This is a genomic window from Limimaricola cinnabarinus LL-001 (genome assembly GCF_000466965.1).
In the GTDB taxonomy this organism is placed as follows: Bacteria; Pseudomonadota; Alphaproteobacteria; order Rhodobacterales; family Rhodobacteraceae; genus Limimaricola; species Limimaricola cinnabarinus.
The window spans coordinates 152,142-166,560 of sequence record NZ_BATB01000001.1 but is presented as its reverse complement, the minus strand read 5'-3'; the positions used below and the strand labels follow the sequence as shown (position 1 = coordinate 166,560).

Below are 14,419 nucleotides of genomic sequence, written 5' to 3'. Positions count from 1 at the left end.
ATTGTGTGGCGCGCCTCGCGTCTCTAGGTCTTGGCGGACTAGACAGGAGCGCGCCCATGTTCACAGGCATCATCACCGACGTCGGAGAGGTTCTCGCGGTGGAGCAGGAGGGCGACCTGCGCGCCCGCATCGCCACCGCCTTCGATCCCGACGGCATCGACATCGGCGCCTCGATCGCTTGCGACGGCGTCTGCCTCACCGTCGTGGCGCTGGGCCGCGAGCCCCGCAACTGGTTCGACGTGCAGATCTCGGCCGAGACGGTCGGTCTCACCAATATCGGTCGCAATGGCTGGCGCCCCGGCAAGCGTCTCAACCTCGAGCGCGCCCTCAAAGTTGGCGACGAGCTGGGCGGGCATATCGTTTCAGGGCATGTCGACGGCGTGGCCGAAGTGGTCTCGACCCGAGACGAGGGCGACAGCCTGCGGGTGCGCCTGCGCGCGCCGGACGCGCTGGCAAAGTTCATCGCGCCCAAGGGGTCGGTGGCGCTCAACGGCACCTCGCTCACCGTGAACGAGGTCGAGGGCGCGGAGTTCGGCGTGAACCTGATCCCGCACACCCGCGAGGTGACGAATTGGGGCGAGATCGCCCAAGGGCAGTTCATCAACCTCGAGATCGACACCATGGCGCGCTATGTCGCCCGGCTGCGCGACTGGGACGCCTGATCTCGAACCCGCCCACGATGTCGGTTCGGATCGCGTGCCCTGCGGGAGGCCGTATTTCCGCGCTTCGCAGGGGGCGCGTTACCTTGCGGAGCCTTCCGGAGGCTGCGGCGGGCGCGGGGCGGTGAAGGGGTGCGATCCCAGCCCCTCGGCCCGGATCGCCGCCTCGACCGAGGCTCGCGTTTCGAACCGATCCAGCGCTCCGCGCAGTTCGGGCCAGCGACCGAGGTCGAACCAGCCGGTGCCGCTTTCGGGGTAGAGAGCGCACCAGCGCAGCATCGGCGCGAGGTAGCAGTCGAGCGCGGAGGGCTGCGCGGCCCCGAGCCAGCCACCAAGGCCGGGGGCCGCCGCCTCCAACCGGTCGAGCATGGCAATCGTCCGCTGCGCCGTGCGTTCGTGCAGCGCGAAGACCATTTCGGGCGCGATATGCTCGCCGCCATAGAACAGCATCCGCAAGGCGGGATGCAGCGTGTTCGACAGCCAGAACAGCCAGGCCAACGTCATGCCACGCTCGGGCGCGCCGGGCGCGGGCATCAGCGCCGCGCGGTCGCGGTGCCGGTCCGAGAGCCACAGCAGGATCGCCGCCGTCTCGAAGATCGGCCCCTCGGGGGTTTCGAGCACCGGGATCATGCCATGCGGATTGAGCGCGAGATAGGCCGGGGCCTGCTGCGCCCTGACGCGCCGGTCCACCAGGACGGCGTCATAGCTGAGCCCAAGCTCCTCGAGCGCGAGCCGGACGCAGAGCGAGGCGTTGTCGGGGGCACAATGCAGCCGCAGGGTCATCGGGTCCTTCCTCGAAAAGCGGATCGCCGTTTTGGATGCCACCACCCCGGCGCGGGTCATGCAAGAGGGAACGCAGGGGCGCAGGGGTCGATTGCCCCTCGCGGCCCGTCGGCATCTTTCCTATAACCGGGCCCATAGCCGGGCCCACGAACGGGCAGGACCCGCGAGGAGGCGCAGCATGGCCAGAGCATTGTCACCTGTCGAAAAGGCGAAGTTCGTCGCCGCCAAGCAGGCGAGCCGCCTTGTCGAAAGCGGCATGCGCGTGGGTCTCGGCACCGGATCGACCGCCGAGTGGCTGGTGCGCTGTCTGGGCGAGATGGTCCGCGACGAGGGGCTGCGCATCCGCGCCGTGCCGACTTCGCACCGCACCGCTGAGCTGGCGCGCGAGCTCGGGATCGAGGTCGTCACGCTGGAGGAGGCGGGCTGGCTCGACCTGACCATCGACGGCGCCGACGAGGTCGACAATGATCTGAACCTGATCAAGGGCGGCGGTGCCGCGCTCTTGCACGAGAAGATCGTGGCGACCGCGTCCGACCGCATGGTCGTCATCGCCGATGCGACCAAGCGGGTCGAGACGCTGGGGGCCTTTCCCCTGCCGGTCGAGATCATTCCCTTTGGCTGGCAGGCGACCAAGGTGCTGGTCGAGGAGACGCTTGTGGGGCTCGACGTGCTGGGCCGCGAGGCGGCGCTTCGCATGAAGGACGGCGAGGCCGTGCGCACCGACGAGGGCAACCACATCCTCGATCTGCACCTCAACCGGATCGGCAACGCGCGCCAGCTCGGCCTCGCACTGAACCAGATCGCGGGCGTGGTCGAGAACGGTCTTTTCGTCGATATCTGCGACGCGCTGATCATCGGCCATGGCGACGGTCGGGTTGAAAACCTCGATCTGCATGGAGAGGTGGAGGAAACCCAGTTCGACTTCCTCGCCTCCGACAACATCTTCACAGACATTTCCGACTAGGACCGACCAACTTATGGCATTCGACTATGATCTCTTCGTGATCGGTGGCGGCTCTGGTGGAGTGCGCGCCGCGCGCACCGCCACCGCCACCGGAGCTTCCGTGGCGCTGGCCGAGGAGAGCCGCATGGGCGGCACCTGCGTGATCCGCGGCTGCGTGCCGAAGAAGCTCATGGTCTATGCTTCGGGCTATGGCGAGGTGCTCGACGAGGCGCGCGCCTATGGCTGGGAGATCGGCGAGGGCCGCTTCGACTGGCGCCCCTTCCGCCAGAAGCTGCATGCCGAGCTCGATCGGCTCGAGGGCGTCTATCGCCGCCTGCTCGACGGCTCGGGTGTGGAGATGTTCGACGCCCGCGCCCGGATCGCCGATCCGCATACGGTCGAGCTGTCCGACGGCACCCGCAAGACCGCCAAGCACATCCTCGTGGCGACGGGCGGGCGGCCGGTGCGGCCCGACATGACGAACGCGCATCTGGCATGGTCTCGGACGACATCTTCGATCTGGAGACGCTGCCGGAGTCGATCCTGATCGTCGGCGGCGGCTACATCGCTTGCGAGTTCGCCTGCATCCTGCACGGGCTCGGTGTGAAGGTGACGCAATTCTACCGCGGCGCGCAGATCCTGCGCGGCTTTGACGACGAGGCGCGCGGCTTGATCGCGGATTCGATGCGCGAGCGCGGCATCGACCTGCATCTGGGCACCAACGTGGTCGAGATGTGCCCCGAGAGCGAGGCGGGCGATCCCGCGCGCCACGGCGGCACCGGCTCGGATGCGGCGGGTATCGACGGTGCGCCCGAGGCGGCGCGAGGCACCAAGGGCCCGGTCTGGGTCAAGGCCACCAATGGCGACGAGCGGGTCTATGACGCGGTGCTTTTCGCCACCGGCCGCAGGCCCAACACCGACGGCCTCGGGCTGGAGGAGGCAGGCGTAACCCTCGCGCGGGGTGGCGCCATCGAGGTCGACGAATACAGCCAGACCGGCTGCCCCTCGATCTATGCGATCGGAGACGTGACCGACCGGGTGAACCTGACGCCGGTGGCGATCCGCGAAGGCATGCAGTTCGTTGAGACGGTGTTCAAGGGCAACCCGACGCCGGTGGATCACGCGCTGATCCCGTCGGCGGTGTTCACCCAGCCCGAGCTCGGCACCATCGGCCTGACCGAGGAGGCGGCGCGCGAGATCGAGCCGGTCGAGGTCTATTGCGCCTCGTTCAAGCCGATGCAGTCCTCCTTTGCCGGATCGGCGGACCGGGTGCTGATGAAGCTCGTGGTGTCGATCGAGACGCGCAAGGTTCTGGGCTGTCACATCGTCGCACCCGAGGCGGGCGAGCTGATCCAGCTTGCGGGGATCGCGGTCAAGATGGGCGCGACCAAAGAGGATTTCGATCGCACGGTGGCCGTGCATCCGACCATGGCCGAGGAACTCGTCACCATGCGCGAGCCGGTGCGTCGTTCTTGAATACGAGGGCGTAGCCCACACATGCAAAGCGTGTCGGGTGAAACCGGCGCGGGGGAAACCAACAAGGGAACAGTGGCTTCATGGCTGGAAACAACGGCGGCCCCTGGGGCGGCGGCGGCGGTGGGCGCGGCCCCACCGGCGGCGGGGATGACGACAGACGGCCCGGCGGCCCGCAGCGGCCACGCCGGCCCGGCGAGAGCCCGCAGATCGACGAGCTGATGAACAAGGGCCGCGAGCAGCTTCGCGTGCTGATGGGCGGCGGTGGCAATCGCGGCACCGGCTCCGGCGGCCCCGGTGGCCCGGGGTTCAAGATGTCGCGCGGCACCATCGGTCTCGTGGCGGTGGGCGCGCTGGTACTGTGGGGCGTGATGTCGTTCTATACAGTGCGACCCGAAGAGCAGTCGGTCGAGCTGTTCTTGGGCTCCTATTCCTCCACCGGCAGCCCCGGTCTGAACTTCGCGCCCTGGCCGCTGGTCACGCATGAGGTGGTCAACGTTACCTCCGAGCGGACCGAGAACATCGGCATCGGGCGCGACAATGACGGGCTCATGCTGACCACCGACGCAACATCGTCGATATCGGCTTTCAGGTGGTCTGGAACGTGTCGGACCCGGCCAAGTTCCTGTTCAACATCCGCGACCCGCAGCTCACCGTGCAAGCGGTGTCCGAATCCGTGATGCGCGAGATCATCGCCGCGTCGAACCTCGCGCCGATCCTCAACCGCGACCGGGGCCTCATCGCCGATACGGCGATGGAATCGATTCAGGCCACGCTCGACGCCTATGAGAGCGGCATCAGCGTCGTCCGGGTCAACCTCGACCGCGCCGACCCGCCCTCCGAGGTGATCGACGCGTTCCGCGACGTGCAGGCCGCCGAGCAGGAGCGCGACCGTCTGCAGCGTCAAGCCGACGCCTATGCCAACCGGGTGCTCGCCGAGGCCCGCGGTCAGGCCGCGCAGACCGTCGAGCAGGCCGAGGGCTACCGCGCCCAGACCATCAACGACGCGCTGGGTCAGGCGAGCCGCTTCTCGGCGGTGCAGGACGAATACGCGCAGGCGCCCGTGGTCACGCGTCGCCGCCTCTATCTCGAATCGATGGAGCGTGTGCTGGGCGACGTCGACAAGATGGTGCTCGATCCCTCCATCGCCAATGGCGGCCAGAACGGGGGCACGGGCATCGTGCCTTTCCTGCCGCTGAACGAGCTGGGCCGCCAGTCGGGCGGGCAGAACCAGCAGGGCGCGGCCGCCGCGCCCGCCACCGAAGGGCAGGGGAACTGAGATGAAGAAGACCGCATTCGTGCTTCCCGCCCTCGTCATCGCCGTGGCGGTGATCCTGTCCTCGATCTACGTCGTGGACGAACGTGAAAAGGCTTTGGTGCTGCAGTTCGGCCAGATCCGCCAAGTCAAGGAAGAGCCCGGTCTCGGGCTCAAGATCCCGCTGATTCAGGAGGTCGTGACCTATGACGACCGGATCCTGTCGCTCGACACCGATACAATCGAGGTGACGCCGTCCGATGACCGTCGTCTCGTGGTCGACGCCTTCGCACGCTACCGCATCTCGGACGTGGTGCAGTTCCGTCAGGCCGTCGGCGTGGGCGGCGTGCGCGCCGCTGAGGACCGGCTGTCGTCGATCCTCAACGCGCAGATCCGCGAAGTGCTCGGTGCCGATCAGGTGACCTCGGACACGATCCTGTCCTCGGACCGCCGGACCCTGATGAACCGGATCCGCGAGCAGGCGCAACGCTCGGCGCAGGGCCTCGGCATCGACGTGGTGGACGTCCGGCTCAAGCAGACCAACCTGCCGAGCCAGAACCTCGACGCGACTTTTGCCCGGATGCGGGCCGAGCGCGAGCGTGAGGCCGCCGACGAGATCGCCCGCGGTAACGAGGCGGCGCAGCGTGTGCGCGCGTTGGCCGACCGGACCGTGATCGAAACCATGTCGGAGGCCGAGCGCGAGGCGCAGGTGACCCGAGGCGAAGCCGACGCCGAGGCCAACTCGATCTTCGCGGGCGCCTACAGCGCCGACGCCGAGTTCTTCGATTTCTACCGTTCGCTGCAGGCCTATGAGCGCGCGCTCAAGGGGTCGAACTCGACCATGGTGCTGACCCCCGACAGCGCCTTCTTCGACTACCTCTACGACGACGACCTGCCGGAAGGCGTGACCCCGGCTCCGGCCCGCGAACGCGGTCCGCTCGATGGTGGTCTCGAAGAGGAACCCGCCTCCGGCGAGGCCGATGCCGGGGTGATCCGCCTCGACAGCCTGCAGGTCACCCAAGGCGAGGACGGTGCGGTCGTATTCTCGACCGAGGAAGGCGAGATCGACGCGCAGGCCGAGGCCGACGCCGCCGCGGCCGGTCAGGCCGAGGCGCTGACGCCGCGGGTGATCCTGCCCGGGGACGAAGCGGGCGCCGAAACCGGGGTCGCGACGCAGTGACGCCGATCCTGCTGGGCCTTGGCCTGGTGCTCGTTGTGGAGGGGCTGGCCTGGGCGCTGGCCCCTTCACTTCTTTTGAAGATGCTCGAAACCCTGCGGGGAATGACACCCGAACAGCGGCGTGTGGCAGGGCTCGTCACGCTTGCTCTGGGCATCGCGCTGCTGTGGATGGCGCGGCTGACCACACTCTAGGGCCATCACCGATACCGCCCGATTTCGTGTTACAGCCTGTCACACCGCTTTGACGGCCTGCGACGAGGGCTTGAGTTGCGGCTTGGGCTTCTTAGGTTGATGGTCTGCGCCGACCGGAGCCGCCTTTCGCCTCGCGCTCCGACGCCCAGGACGAAACAGGAGTGTGCCCGTGAACGCCAAGACCCCCATGAAGTCCCTCGTCACCCCCGTCCGCGCCGTTTCGGTGTTGGCTCTGGGCGCTGCGTTGGGATTCAGTCAGGTGGCCCCCCTTGCTGCCCAAGATACCGCCGTGACCCCGGATGCGGAGGCGCAGAGCACCGCAGACGCGCCGGAGGCCGCCCGCCCGCTCACCTTTGCCGATCTTGCCGAGCAGGTGAGCCCGGCGGTGGTCAACATCACCACCTCGACCATGGTTTCGGCCCCCGCCGGACCGCAGGGCATCGTGCCCGAGGGCTCGCCCTTCGAAGAATTCTTCCGCGATTTTCAGGATCGTGGCGACAGCGCGCCGCGCCGCTCCTCGGCGCTGGGCTCGGGCTTCGTGATTTCGGCCGATGGCTATGTCGTGACCAACAACCACGTGATCGAGGGTGCCGACGAGATCAACATCGAGTTCTTCTCGGGCAAGACCCTCGAAGCCGAGGTGGTGGGCACCGACGCCTCGACCGATATCGCGCTGCTGAAGGTCGAAGGCGACGAACTGCCCTATGTCGAGTTCGGTGACAGCACCGGCGAAGGCGCGCGCGTCGGCGATTGGGTGATGGCGATGGGCAACCCGCTGGGTCAGGGCTTCTCGGTTTCTGCGGGTATCGTTTCGGCCCGTGGCCGGGCGCTCTCGGGTACCTATGACGATTACATTCAGACCGACGCGGCGATCAACCGAGGCAACTCGGGCGGCCCGCTGTTCAACATGTCCGGTGAGGTGATCGGCGTGAACACCGCGATCCTGTCGCCCAATGGCGGCTCGATCGGCATCGGCTTTGCCATGTCCTCGGACGTGGTGACCGAGGTGGTCGACCAGCTTCAGGAATACGGCGAGACCCGCCGCGGCTGGCTCGGCGTGCGCATTCAGGACGTGACGCCCGACATGGTCGGCGCGATCGACGGGCTCGAGACGGCGGCGGGTGCGCTCGTCACCGACGTGCCCGAGGGTCCGGCGATGGAGGCCGGCATGGAAGCGGGTGACGTGATCACCAGCTTTGACGGCAACGAGGTGCCCGACACGCGCGACCTCGTGCGCATGGTCGGACGCGCCCCGGTGGGCGAGGCGGTGCCGGTGACGGTGCTGCGCGGCGGCGAGACCGTCGATCTCACCGTGACCCTTGGCCGCCGCGAAGAGGCCGACGCCGCCGTACCCGCCTCGGCCCAAGGCTCGGGCGACGCGGAGGAGACCGAAATGTTCGGCCTGACCCTGTCGGAGCTGACGCCGGAACTGCGCCAGCAGCTCGAACTGCCCGAGAACGCCGAAGGTCTCGTCGTGACCGATGTGGACCCGGCCTCCGATGCCGCCGAAAAGGGTGTCGTCGCGGGCGACGTCATCACCGAGGCCGGGCAACAGCAAGTCGCCTCCGTGGCCGATTTCGACGCGCGCATCGAAGAGGCCCGCGAAGCGGGGCGCAAGTCGCTGCTGCTCTTGGTGCGGCGGGGCGGCGATCCGCGCTTCGTGGCGCTGGGGCTGGAAGACGCGGCCGAGTGAGGCCTGCCTTCGATTGTCAGGAATGGGGCGCCTTCGGGCGCCCTTTTTCATGGGGCCCGCGCCTTAGCGGCGGTTCATGACCTCAAGCTGATCGGGGCTCAGTGCCCTGATGCCCAGACGTTGCGCCGAGGCGAGCGACAGCACGGGGCTGTCGGGCCCGCCGCTGCTGCGCTGGAACGCCTGCACCGCGTCGCGCGTGACCCGGTCGAGCTCTCCGGTCACCGGGCCAGGATGGAACCCGCGCGTGACCAAGGCGCGCTGCAGCGTTTCGACGAAGGCGGGGGTGAACTCAGGCGGGCAGAGCGTCTCGAACAGCACCTCGCGCCGCTCGTGCAGGATTCTCTGGCGCGCGATGGTGCGGTAGCGCGCCGGACCGTCGCCCGGCTCGCGGATCTGCTCGCGCACCGTCTCGATCACCGCCGGAGTGATGTCGCGGCCATGACACCGCCCTTCGGTGCCGGTCTCGATCTCGGCCTCCATGAAGGCGGGCAGCTCCGGCACCGCGACGGTGCAGGCCGCGAGCGGCAGGGCGAGCAGGAGGCGGAACATCGGTCACCGGCGGTGGTTGTCGCCCGAGACTAGACCGGCCGCCGCGACATCGAAAGCGCTCCCGCGCGGCGGTGCGCCGGCGTGACCCGCAAGACGCAACACATCTGCCGGAGCGTCCTGCCTTGGCTCTGGCACGCCGCGAACGCCTCGCCTAGACAGGGCGGAGCCGCGAATGAAGGAGTCCGACATGGCGAAGATCACCTATATCGAACACAATGGCACCGAGCATGTCGTCGACGTGGCCAACGGGCTGACCGTCATGGAGGGTGCGCGCGACAATGGCATTCCCGGCATCGAGGCCGATTGCGGCGGTGCCTGCGCCTGCTCGACCTGCCACGTCTATGTGGACGAGGCTTGGGTCGAGAAACTCCCCGCCAAGGATCCGATGGAAGAGGACATGCTCGAATTCGCCTATGAGCCCGACGAGGCGCGCTCGCGGCTGACCTGCCAGATCAAGGTCTCCGACGCGCTCGACGGTCTCAAGGTCAAGATGCCCGAGCGGCAGATCTGATGCGCGCTGCCCTGATCCTCGGGCTTCTGGCCGGACCCGCCGCAGCCGAAGGGCTGGCCGAGGCTCGCTTTGCCGAGCCGACATCGCGCTATGTGCATGGCGTTTTCGGCGAGACCGAGGAATGGGGCGCGCTGGAGATGGTGACGACGGGCGGCGAGACCCGTCTCATCCGCCTGCCGGACACCCGTGTCTTCGAGGACACCGCGCCGCGCCTTGCCGATGTGACCGGTGACGGAAATCTCGAAGCGGTGGTGGTCGAGACGGATGCGGCGCGGGGCGCGCGGCTGTCGGTCTATGGCGGCGGGGGCCTCGTCGCTGCCACCCCCTTCATCGGCACCGCGCATCGCTGGCTGGCCCCGTTGCCGCCCGCCGATCTCGACGGTGACGGCGCGGTCGAGCTGTCCTATGTCGACCGGCCGCACCTCGCCCGCGTGCTGCGGGTCTGGCGCATGCGGGACGGTGCGCTGGAACAGGTCGCGGCTCTGGAGGGGCTGACCAACCACCGGTTCGGCGAGGCGGAGATCTCGGGCGGCCTGCGCGATTGCGGTGCCGGTGCCGAGCTGGTGCTCGCGGATGCGGCGTGGCGGCGGGTGATGGCGGTCCGACTTGCGGATGGGACTCTCTCGGCGCGCGAGATCGGGGCGATCGGGGCCGAAGGTTTCGCGCCCGCTTTGGGCTGCGAGAACTAGACCAGCGCCGCCAGAACCAGAAGTGCGGCCATCTCGGACAGCTGCTGCGCCGCGCCGAGGACATCGCCGGTCTGTCCGCCGATCTTGGCGCGGGCCACGGCGGTGGCGCATTGCGCGGCCAAAGCCATCGCCGGGACGAGCCACAGCAGGCTCCACCCCGCCAGCGGCAACACCAAGAGAGCGGCCATGCCGCAGGCGAGGCCGAAGGCCCGCCCCGAAGGCCGTCCCGAAAGCCGCGCCAGCCCGTCCTGGCGTGCATGCGGCAGCCGCATCATTGGCCAGACCATCGCCGCCCGGCTCGCCACCGCCGCGATGATCAGCCCCCAAGGCCCGACCACGACCAGCGTCGACCAGCGAATCAGCAGCGACGTTCCGACCGCCAGCACCCCGTAGCTGCCGATCCGGCTGTCGCGCATGATCTCGAGCCGTCCCGCCCGTTCGAACCCGCCCCAGAGCCCGTCCGCGCAATCGGCCAGACCGTCCTCATGCAGCCCGCCGGTGAGCAGGATCGACGCCGTCAGGGCCAGCGCCGCCGCCGGACCGGGCGGCAGGCCCAGTGAGAGCGCCCCCCAATAGCCAAGGCCCGCGAGCGCTCCGACCGCGAGACCGGCGAGGGGAAAGGCCCAGACCCCTTCGGGACGCACCGGAGCAGGGCGGACCGGCAAGCGCGTCAGAAGCCCGAAGGCCGCGCGGACTGGCTCAAGCATGGGGGCCTCTTTCCAAAAGCAGTCCCCTAGGGTTAGGCAGGCGGGAGCCGCGATGCAACGAGGACACGCATGACTGCCCCTTTCTCCGACCTTGCCGGACTGCGCGCCCGGCTTTGCGATCTGCCACAGCCCGATGCGGTCGCCACCGGTGACGCGCAGTCGCGCAACGCCCAGTTGACCAAGCCCGCCGGGGCTTTGGGACGGCTCGAGGATCTGGCGATCTGGTATGCGGGCTGGCGCGGCGACGCGCGCCCGCGGCTGATTCGGCCGCAGGTGACCGTGTTTGCGGGCAATCACGGTGTCGTGACGCGCGGCGTCTCGGCCTTTCCGGCGGCGGTCACGGCGCAGATGGTCGGCAATTTCGATGCGGGCGGTGCGGCAGTGAATCAGCTCGCCGAGGCATTCGGCGCGACGATGACGGTGCATCCGATCGAACTCGACCGGCCAACGGCGGATTTCGTCGAAACGCCGGCGATGAGCGAGGCCGATCTCGTCGCGGCCATGGCGCTCGGCTGGGCGGCGGTGAATCCGGAGGCCGATCTGCTGGTGGCGGGCGAGATGGGCATTGGCAACACCTGCTCGGCCTCGGCCATCGCAATGGCGCTCGAAGGCGGCGCGGCGCTGGACTGGACCGGTCGCGGCACCGGGGTCGATAATCCCGGTCTGGCGCGCAAAGTCGACGCCGTGACCCGAGGCGTGGCCCGCATCGAAGGCGAGGCCGATCCGATCGAGGTGCTGCGTCAGCTTGGGGGGCGCGAAATCGCGGCGATGGCGGGCGCGATTCTTGCGGCGCGGCATCACCGCATTCCAGTGATCCTCGACGGCTTCATCTGCTGCGCCGCCGCTCTGGTGCTGCACCGTGCCGCCCCCGGCGTTCTCGATCACGCGGTGGCCGGTCACCAGAGCGCCGAGAGCGCCCATGCGCGGCTTCTGGAGGCGATGGGCAAGGCGCCATTGCTGTCGCTGGGACTGCGGCTCGGCGAAGGCTCCGGCGCGGTTCTGGCGATCGGCGTGCTGAAGGGGGCGCTGGCCTGCCATTCGGGGATGGCGAGCTTTGCTGAGGCGGGCGTCAGCGACGGCTGAGGGATCAGGCCCGGTCCTTGCTGCGATAGCCCACGGTCTCGTCGGTCTCGTCGGTCTCGACCGGCTCGTCCTGCTGGTCATCCCGCGGATGCAGCCGCTCGAGGATCGAGGTTTCGAGATCCTTGTTCAGTGCCTTCGCGCGCTTCACGTATTCGGCGTTCTGCGACACCGGAACGCCGGGTTTCCATAGCTGTGCCAGTTCGCGCACCCCCGCGCGGTCCTGCTGATAATAGGTCATCTCCAGTTCGGAAGCCTCGAACCGCGACAGGCCGATATTCTCGAGCACGTAGCGCCCGGCGCGCAGGCTTGAATCGAACAGCTCGCGCACGATGTCGTTCGCCCCGGCCTGATAGAGCTGGTAGACGTGCTCGCGGTCATAGGCGCGCGCCACGATGTGCAGGTCCGGCCGCATCGCGCGGGCATGGCGCACCAGCTTGAGGGCTGAATCGCGATCATCGAGCGCCACCACCAGCACCTTGGCGGTCTCCAGCCCGGCGGCATGCAGGATGTCCGGACGGGTCGGGTCGCCGAAGAAACCCGAAAAGCCGAATCGGCGCATCGTGTCGACCATCTCCATGTCGTGGTCGAGCACCACCGTGTCGAAGCCCGCCCCCTGCACCAACCGGCTTACCACTTGGCCGAAGCGGCCGATGCCGGCGATGATGATCGGCGCTTCGCGGTCGATCTCGTCGGGATCGGGATCAGGTGCCTTGGCAGTCCTTGCCGAGAGCTGCTCGTAGAGGATGAAAAGCAGCGGCGTCACCAGCATCGACAGCGCGATCACCAGCCGGATCACCTCGGCCTCGGCTTGTGCCAGCACGCCCTGTTGCAGCGAGAAGGACGACAGCACGAAGCCGAACTCGCCCGCCTGCGCTAGCGCCAGCGTGAACAGCCAGCGGTCGCGCGTGTGCATCCGGGCCATCCGCGCCAGAAGGTAGAGCACCCCGCCCTTGATGACGATCACGCCCATTGTCAGCGCCACGATGCGCACCGGGTTGCCCAGCAACACCCCGAAATCGATGCCCGCGCCCACGGTGATGAAGAACAAGCCCAACAGCAGACCCTTGAAGGGCTCCAGATCGCTTTCGAGCTCGTGCCGGAATTCGGAGTTGGCCAGCACCACGCCCGCAAGGAAGGTGCCCAGCGCCGGCGACAGGCCCACGAGTTCCATCAGCACGGCGATGGAGACCACCATCAAGAGGCCGAGCGCCGTATAGAGTTCGCGCAGGCGGGCCTGATGGATATAGCGGAACACCGGGCGGGTGAGGTAGATCCCCGCCAGCACCACCACCGCCACGGCCCCCAGCGTCACCAGCGTCACCGCCCAACCGGGCAGGTTCTCGATCAGCGTGCGGGCCGCCTCGACTTCCTTGGCGCCCGGCGCGTCGGGGTTGACCGGCGTCTCATGCGCGGCTTCGCCGCCGCCATGGCTCGAAAGCGCGAGAAGCGGCAAAAGCGCCAGCATCGGGATCACTGCGATGTCCTGCGTCAGCAGCACCGAGAACACCGAGCGCCCGCCTTGGGTGCGCATCAGCCCCTTTTCCGACAGGGTCTGCAGCACAATCGCGGTCGAAGATAGGGCGAAGATCAGCCCGGTGGCCAGCGCCACCCTCGGATCGAGCCCGAGCAGCGTGCCCGCCCCGAATAGCGCCCCGGTGGTCAGCACCACCTGCACGCCGCCCAACCCGATCAGCCTTTGGCGCATGTTCCAAAGCGCGCGTGGTTCCAGCTCCAACCCGATCAGGAACAGCATCATCACCACGCCGAATTCGGCGAAGTGCTGAAGATCCTCGGTCTCGGCGCCCACGAGCCCGGTGGCGGGGCCGATGATGATCCCGGCGGCAAGATAGCCCAGCACCGAGCCGAGCCCGAGACGGGCGGCGAGCGGCACGGCGAGCACGGCGGCGCGAGGTAGATCGTGGCTTGAAGAAGAAATCCTTGCATCCTGTTGCTATCGCCTCTGAACGCCGCAAAGGCAACGTGGCGTTCCGCAGGAAGGGTGCCGCGAACGCAGGGTCCTCAGTCGGGGATCTGCAGGACCAGCGTGCGACCGCGCTTGACGTAGTTCAGCACATCGTCGCCGATTGCCGAGACCTGACCGCCATCAAGCGTATCGCCGATGCCAACGCGCAGGTAGCGTCCGTTGTCGAGCCGGACCAGGGCGCGGCGCGCTCCTGGCTTGCCATAGACACCGATGAGGTTGATGTCGCGCAGATTGATGGCGCCGTCCAGTGTCGCGGCGCTGGCGACGCTGCCGGGCACGGGACCATCCGGCGCGACCGTGGCACCGGAGACGGCCTGCGGTGCGCTGGCGGGGGCCCGGGCCGCGGGGGCTGCCGTTGCCACACGGGAGCGGGTTTGCGCGACGACGCGGTCGAAGTTGCGCGGTCGCGAATCCGGGCGGCGCGCGGTCGGCACGGCCGAGGCTGTGGCATTGGCAAGCGGATCAGGCGCGCCCGCCATCAGCGACGCCAGCGCATCGGCCACGGTGGCGCGCACGGGCGGCGCTTCGGGGGCCTCTCCCACGGCCTGCGCCAGCGCACTGGCCTGCGCGTCGGCGGCCTCGTCGACCTGAATCTGGGCGTCGGGCGCAAGACCCTCGGGCCGCGGCGGCGGCCGGGGTCCGGCATAGGCCACGAGGGGCTCTTGGATGTCTGCAGTCTCGGCTTGTGCCTCGGGGACGAGGCCGTCCCGCGGGCGAGG

At 68.5% G+C, this 14,419-nt stretch carries 12 protein-coding genes and 3 pseudogenes; 10 read left to right on the top strand and 5 right to left on the bottom strand.

Going from position 1 to position 14,419, the window contains the following annotated elements; genetic code table 11:
* Nucleotides 1–56: 56 nt before the first annotated feature.
* Complete coding sequence (locus MBELCI_RS00770; RefSeq protein WP_021692215.1) at nucleotides 57–662, top strand: riboflavin synthase; 606 nt, start codon at nucleotides 57–59, stop codon at nucleotides 660–662.
* A 78-nt stretch (nucleotides 663–740) separates the two neighbouring features.
* Here the strand turns inward: MBELCI_RS00770 and MBELCI_RS00765 are convergent, their stop codons facing one another.
* Entirely contained in the window at nucleotides 741–1,442 is a 702-nt protein-coding gene (locus MBELCI_RS00765; RefSeq protein WP_045319516.1) for a glutathione S-transferase family protein, read from the bottom strand.
* Nucleotides 1,443–1,620: 178 nt separating this feature from the next.
* Here MBELCI_RS00765 and rpiA point away from each other — a divergent pair, with 178 nt between their 5' ends.
* The 6 genes and pseudogenes from rpiA to MBELCI_RS00735 all read left to right on the top strand — a co-directional run bounded on the left by rpiA (nucleotide 1,621) and on the right by MBELCI_RS00735 (nucleotide 8,177).
* Entirely contained in the window at nucleotides 1,621–2,406 is a 786-nt protein-coding gene (gene rpiA, locus MBELCI_RS00760) for a ribose-5-phosphate isomerase RpiA (protein ID WP_021692213.1), read from the top strand.
* Between the two features lie 13 nt (nucleotides 2,407–2,419).
* Nucleotides 2,420–3,861: pseudogene (locus MBELCI_RS00755) on the top strand (FAD-dependent oxidoreductase).
* Between the two features lie 80 nt (nucleotides 3,862–3,941).
* Nucleotides 3,942–5,137, top strand: a pseudogene (gene hflK / locus MBELCI_RS00750) (FtsH protease activity modulator HflK).
* A gap of 1 nt (nucleotide 5,138) precedes the next feature.
* Nucleotides 5,139–6,293, top strand: a complete 1,155-nt coding sequence (gene hflC / locus MBELCI_RS00745) for a protease modulator HflC (RefSeq protein WP_021692210.1) — start codon at nucleotides 5,139–5,141, stop codon at nucleotides 6,291–6,293.
* Nucleotides 6,290–6,484, top strand: coding sequence for a DUF2065 family protein (locus MBELCI_RS00740; RefSeq protein WP_021692209.1), 195 nt, complete (start codon nucleotides 6,290–6,292; stop codon nucleotides 6,482–6,484). The genes hflC and MBELCI_RS00740 overlap by 4 nt, the downstream gene beginning before the upstream one ends.
* A gap of 187 nt (nucleotides 6,485–6,671) precedes the next feature.
* Nucleotides 6,672–8,177 (top strand): Do family serine endopeptidase, encoded by a 1,506-nt coding sequence (locus tag MBELCI_RS00735; protein WP_081698453.1) that lies wholly within the window; start codon nucleotides 6,672–6,674, stop codon nucleotides 8,175–8,177.
* A 63-nt stretch (nucleotides 8,178–8,240) separates the two neighbouring features.
* Here the strand turns inward: MBELCI_RS00735 and MBELCI_RS00730 are convergent, their stop codons facing one another.
* Nucleotides 8,241–8,726, bottom strand: coding sequence for a peptidoglycan-binding domain-containing protein (locus tag MBELCI_RS00730; protein ID WP_021692206.1), 486 nt, complete (start codon nucleotides 8,724–8,726; stop codon nucleotides 8,241–8,243).
* 187 nt (nucleotides 8,727–8,913) lie between these two features.
* Between MBELCI_RS00730 and MBELCI_RS00725 the strand changes: the two genes are divergently transcribed.
* Nucleotides 8,914–9,237, top strand: a complete 324-nt coding sequence (locus MBELCI_RS00725) for a 2Fe-2S iron-sulfur cluster-binding protein (protein WP_021692205.1) — start codon at nucleotides 8,914–8,916, stop codon at nucleotides 9,235–9,237.
* Nucleotides 9,237–9,926, top strand: a complete 690-nt coding sequence (locus MBELCI_RS00720) for an FG-GAP repeat domain-containing protein (protein WP_021692204.1) — start codon at nucleotides 9,237–9,239, stop codon at nucleotides 9,924–9,926. The genes MBELCI_RS00725 and MBELCI_RS00720 overlap by 1 nt, the downstream gene beginning before the upstream one ends.
* Here the strand turns inward: MBELCI_RS00720 and MBELCI_RS00715 are convergent.
* On the bottom strand, nucleotides 9,923–10,633 hold the full coding sequence (locus tag MBELCI_RS00715) for an adenosylcobinamide-GDP ribazoletransferase (RefSeq protein WP_021692203.1): 711 nt from the start codon (nucleotides 10,631–10,633) through the stop codon (nucleotides 9,923–9,925). The two genes, MBELCI_RS00720 and MBELCI_RS00715, sit on opposite strands and share 4 nt — an antisense overlap.
* Nucleotides 10,634–10,702: 69 nt before the next feature.
* On the opposite strand from MBELCI_RS00715, the gene cobT reads away from it, so the two are divergent.
* Nucleotides 10,703–11,716 carry a nicotinate-nucleotide--dimethylbenzimidazole phosphoribosyltransferase gene (gene cobT / locus MBELCI_RS00710; RefSeq protein WP_021692202.1) on the top strand — a complete coding sequence of 338 codons (1,014 nt, stop codon included), beginning with the start codon at nucleotides 10,703–10,705 and terminating at the stop codon, nucleotides 11,714–11,716.
* A 4-nt stretch (nucleotides 11,717–11,720) separates the two neighbouring features.
* On the opposite strand, the pseudogene MBELCI_RS00705 reads toward cobT, so the two are convergent.
* Together MBELCI_RS00705 and MBELCI_RS00700 are read right to left on the bottom strand one after the other, a co-directional pair.
* Nucleotides 11,721–13,660: pseudogene (locus MBELCI_RS00705) on the bottom strand (monovalent cation:proton antiporter-2 (CPA2) family protein).
* Nucleotides 13,661–13,735: 75 nt separating this feature from the next.
* Nucleotides 13,736–14,353, bottom strand: a complete 618-nt coding sequence (locus MBELCI_RS00700; protein WP_021692200.1) for a hypothetical protein — start codon at nucleotides 14,351–14,353, stop codon at nucleotides 13,736–13,738.
* Nucleotides 14,354–14,419 lie beyond the last annotated feature (66 nt).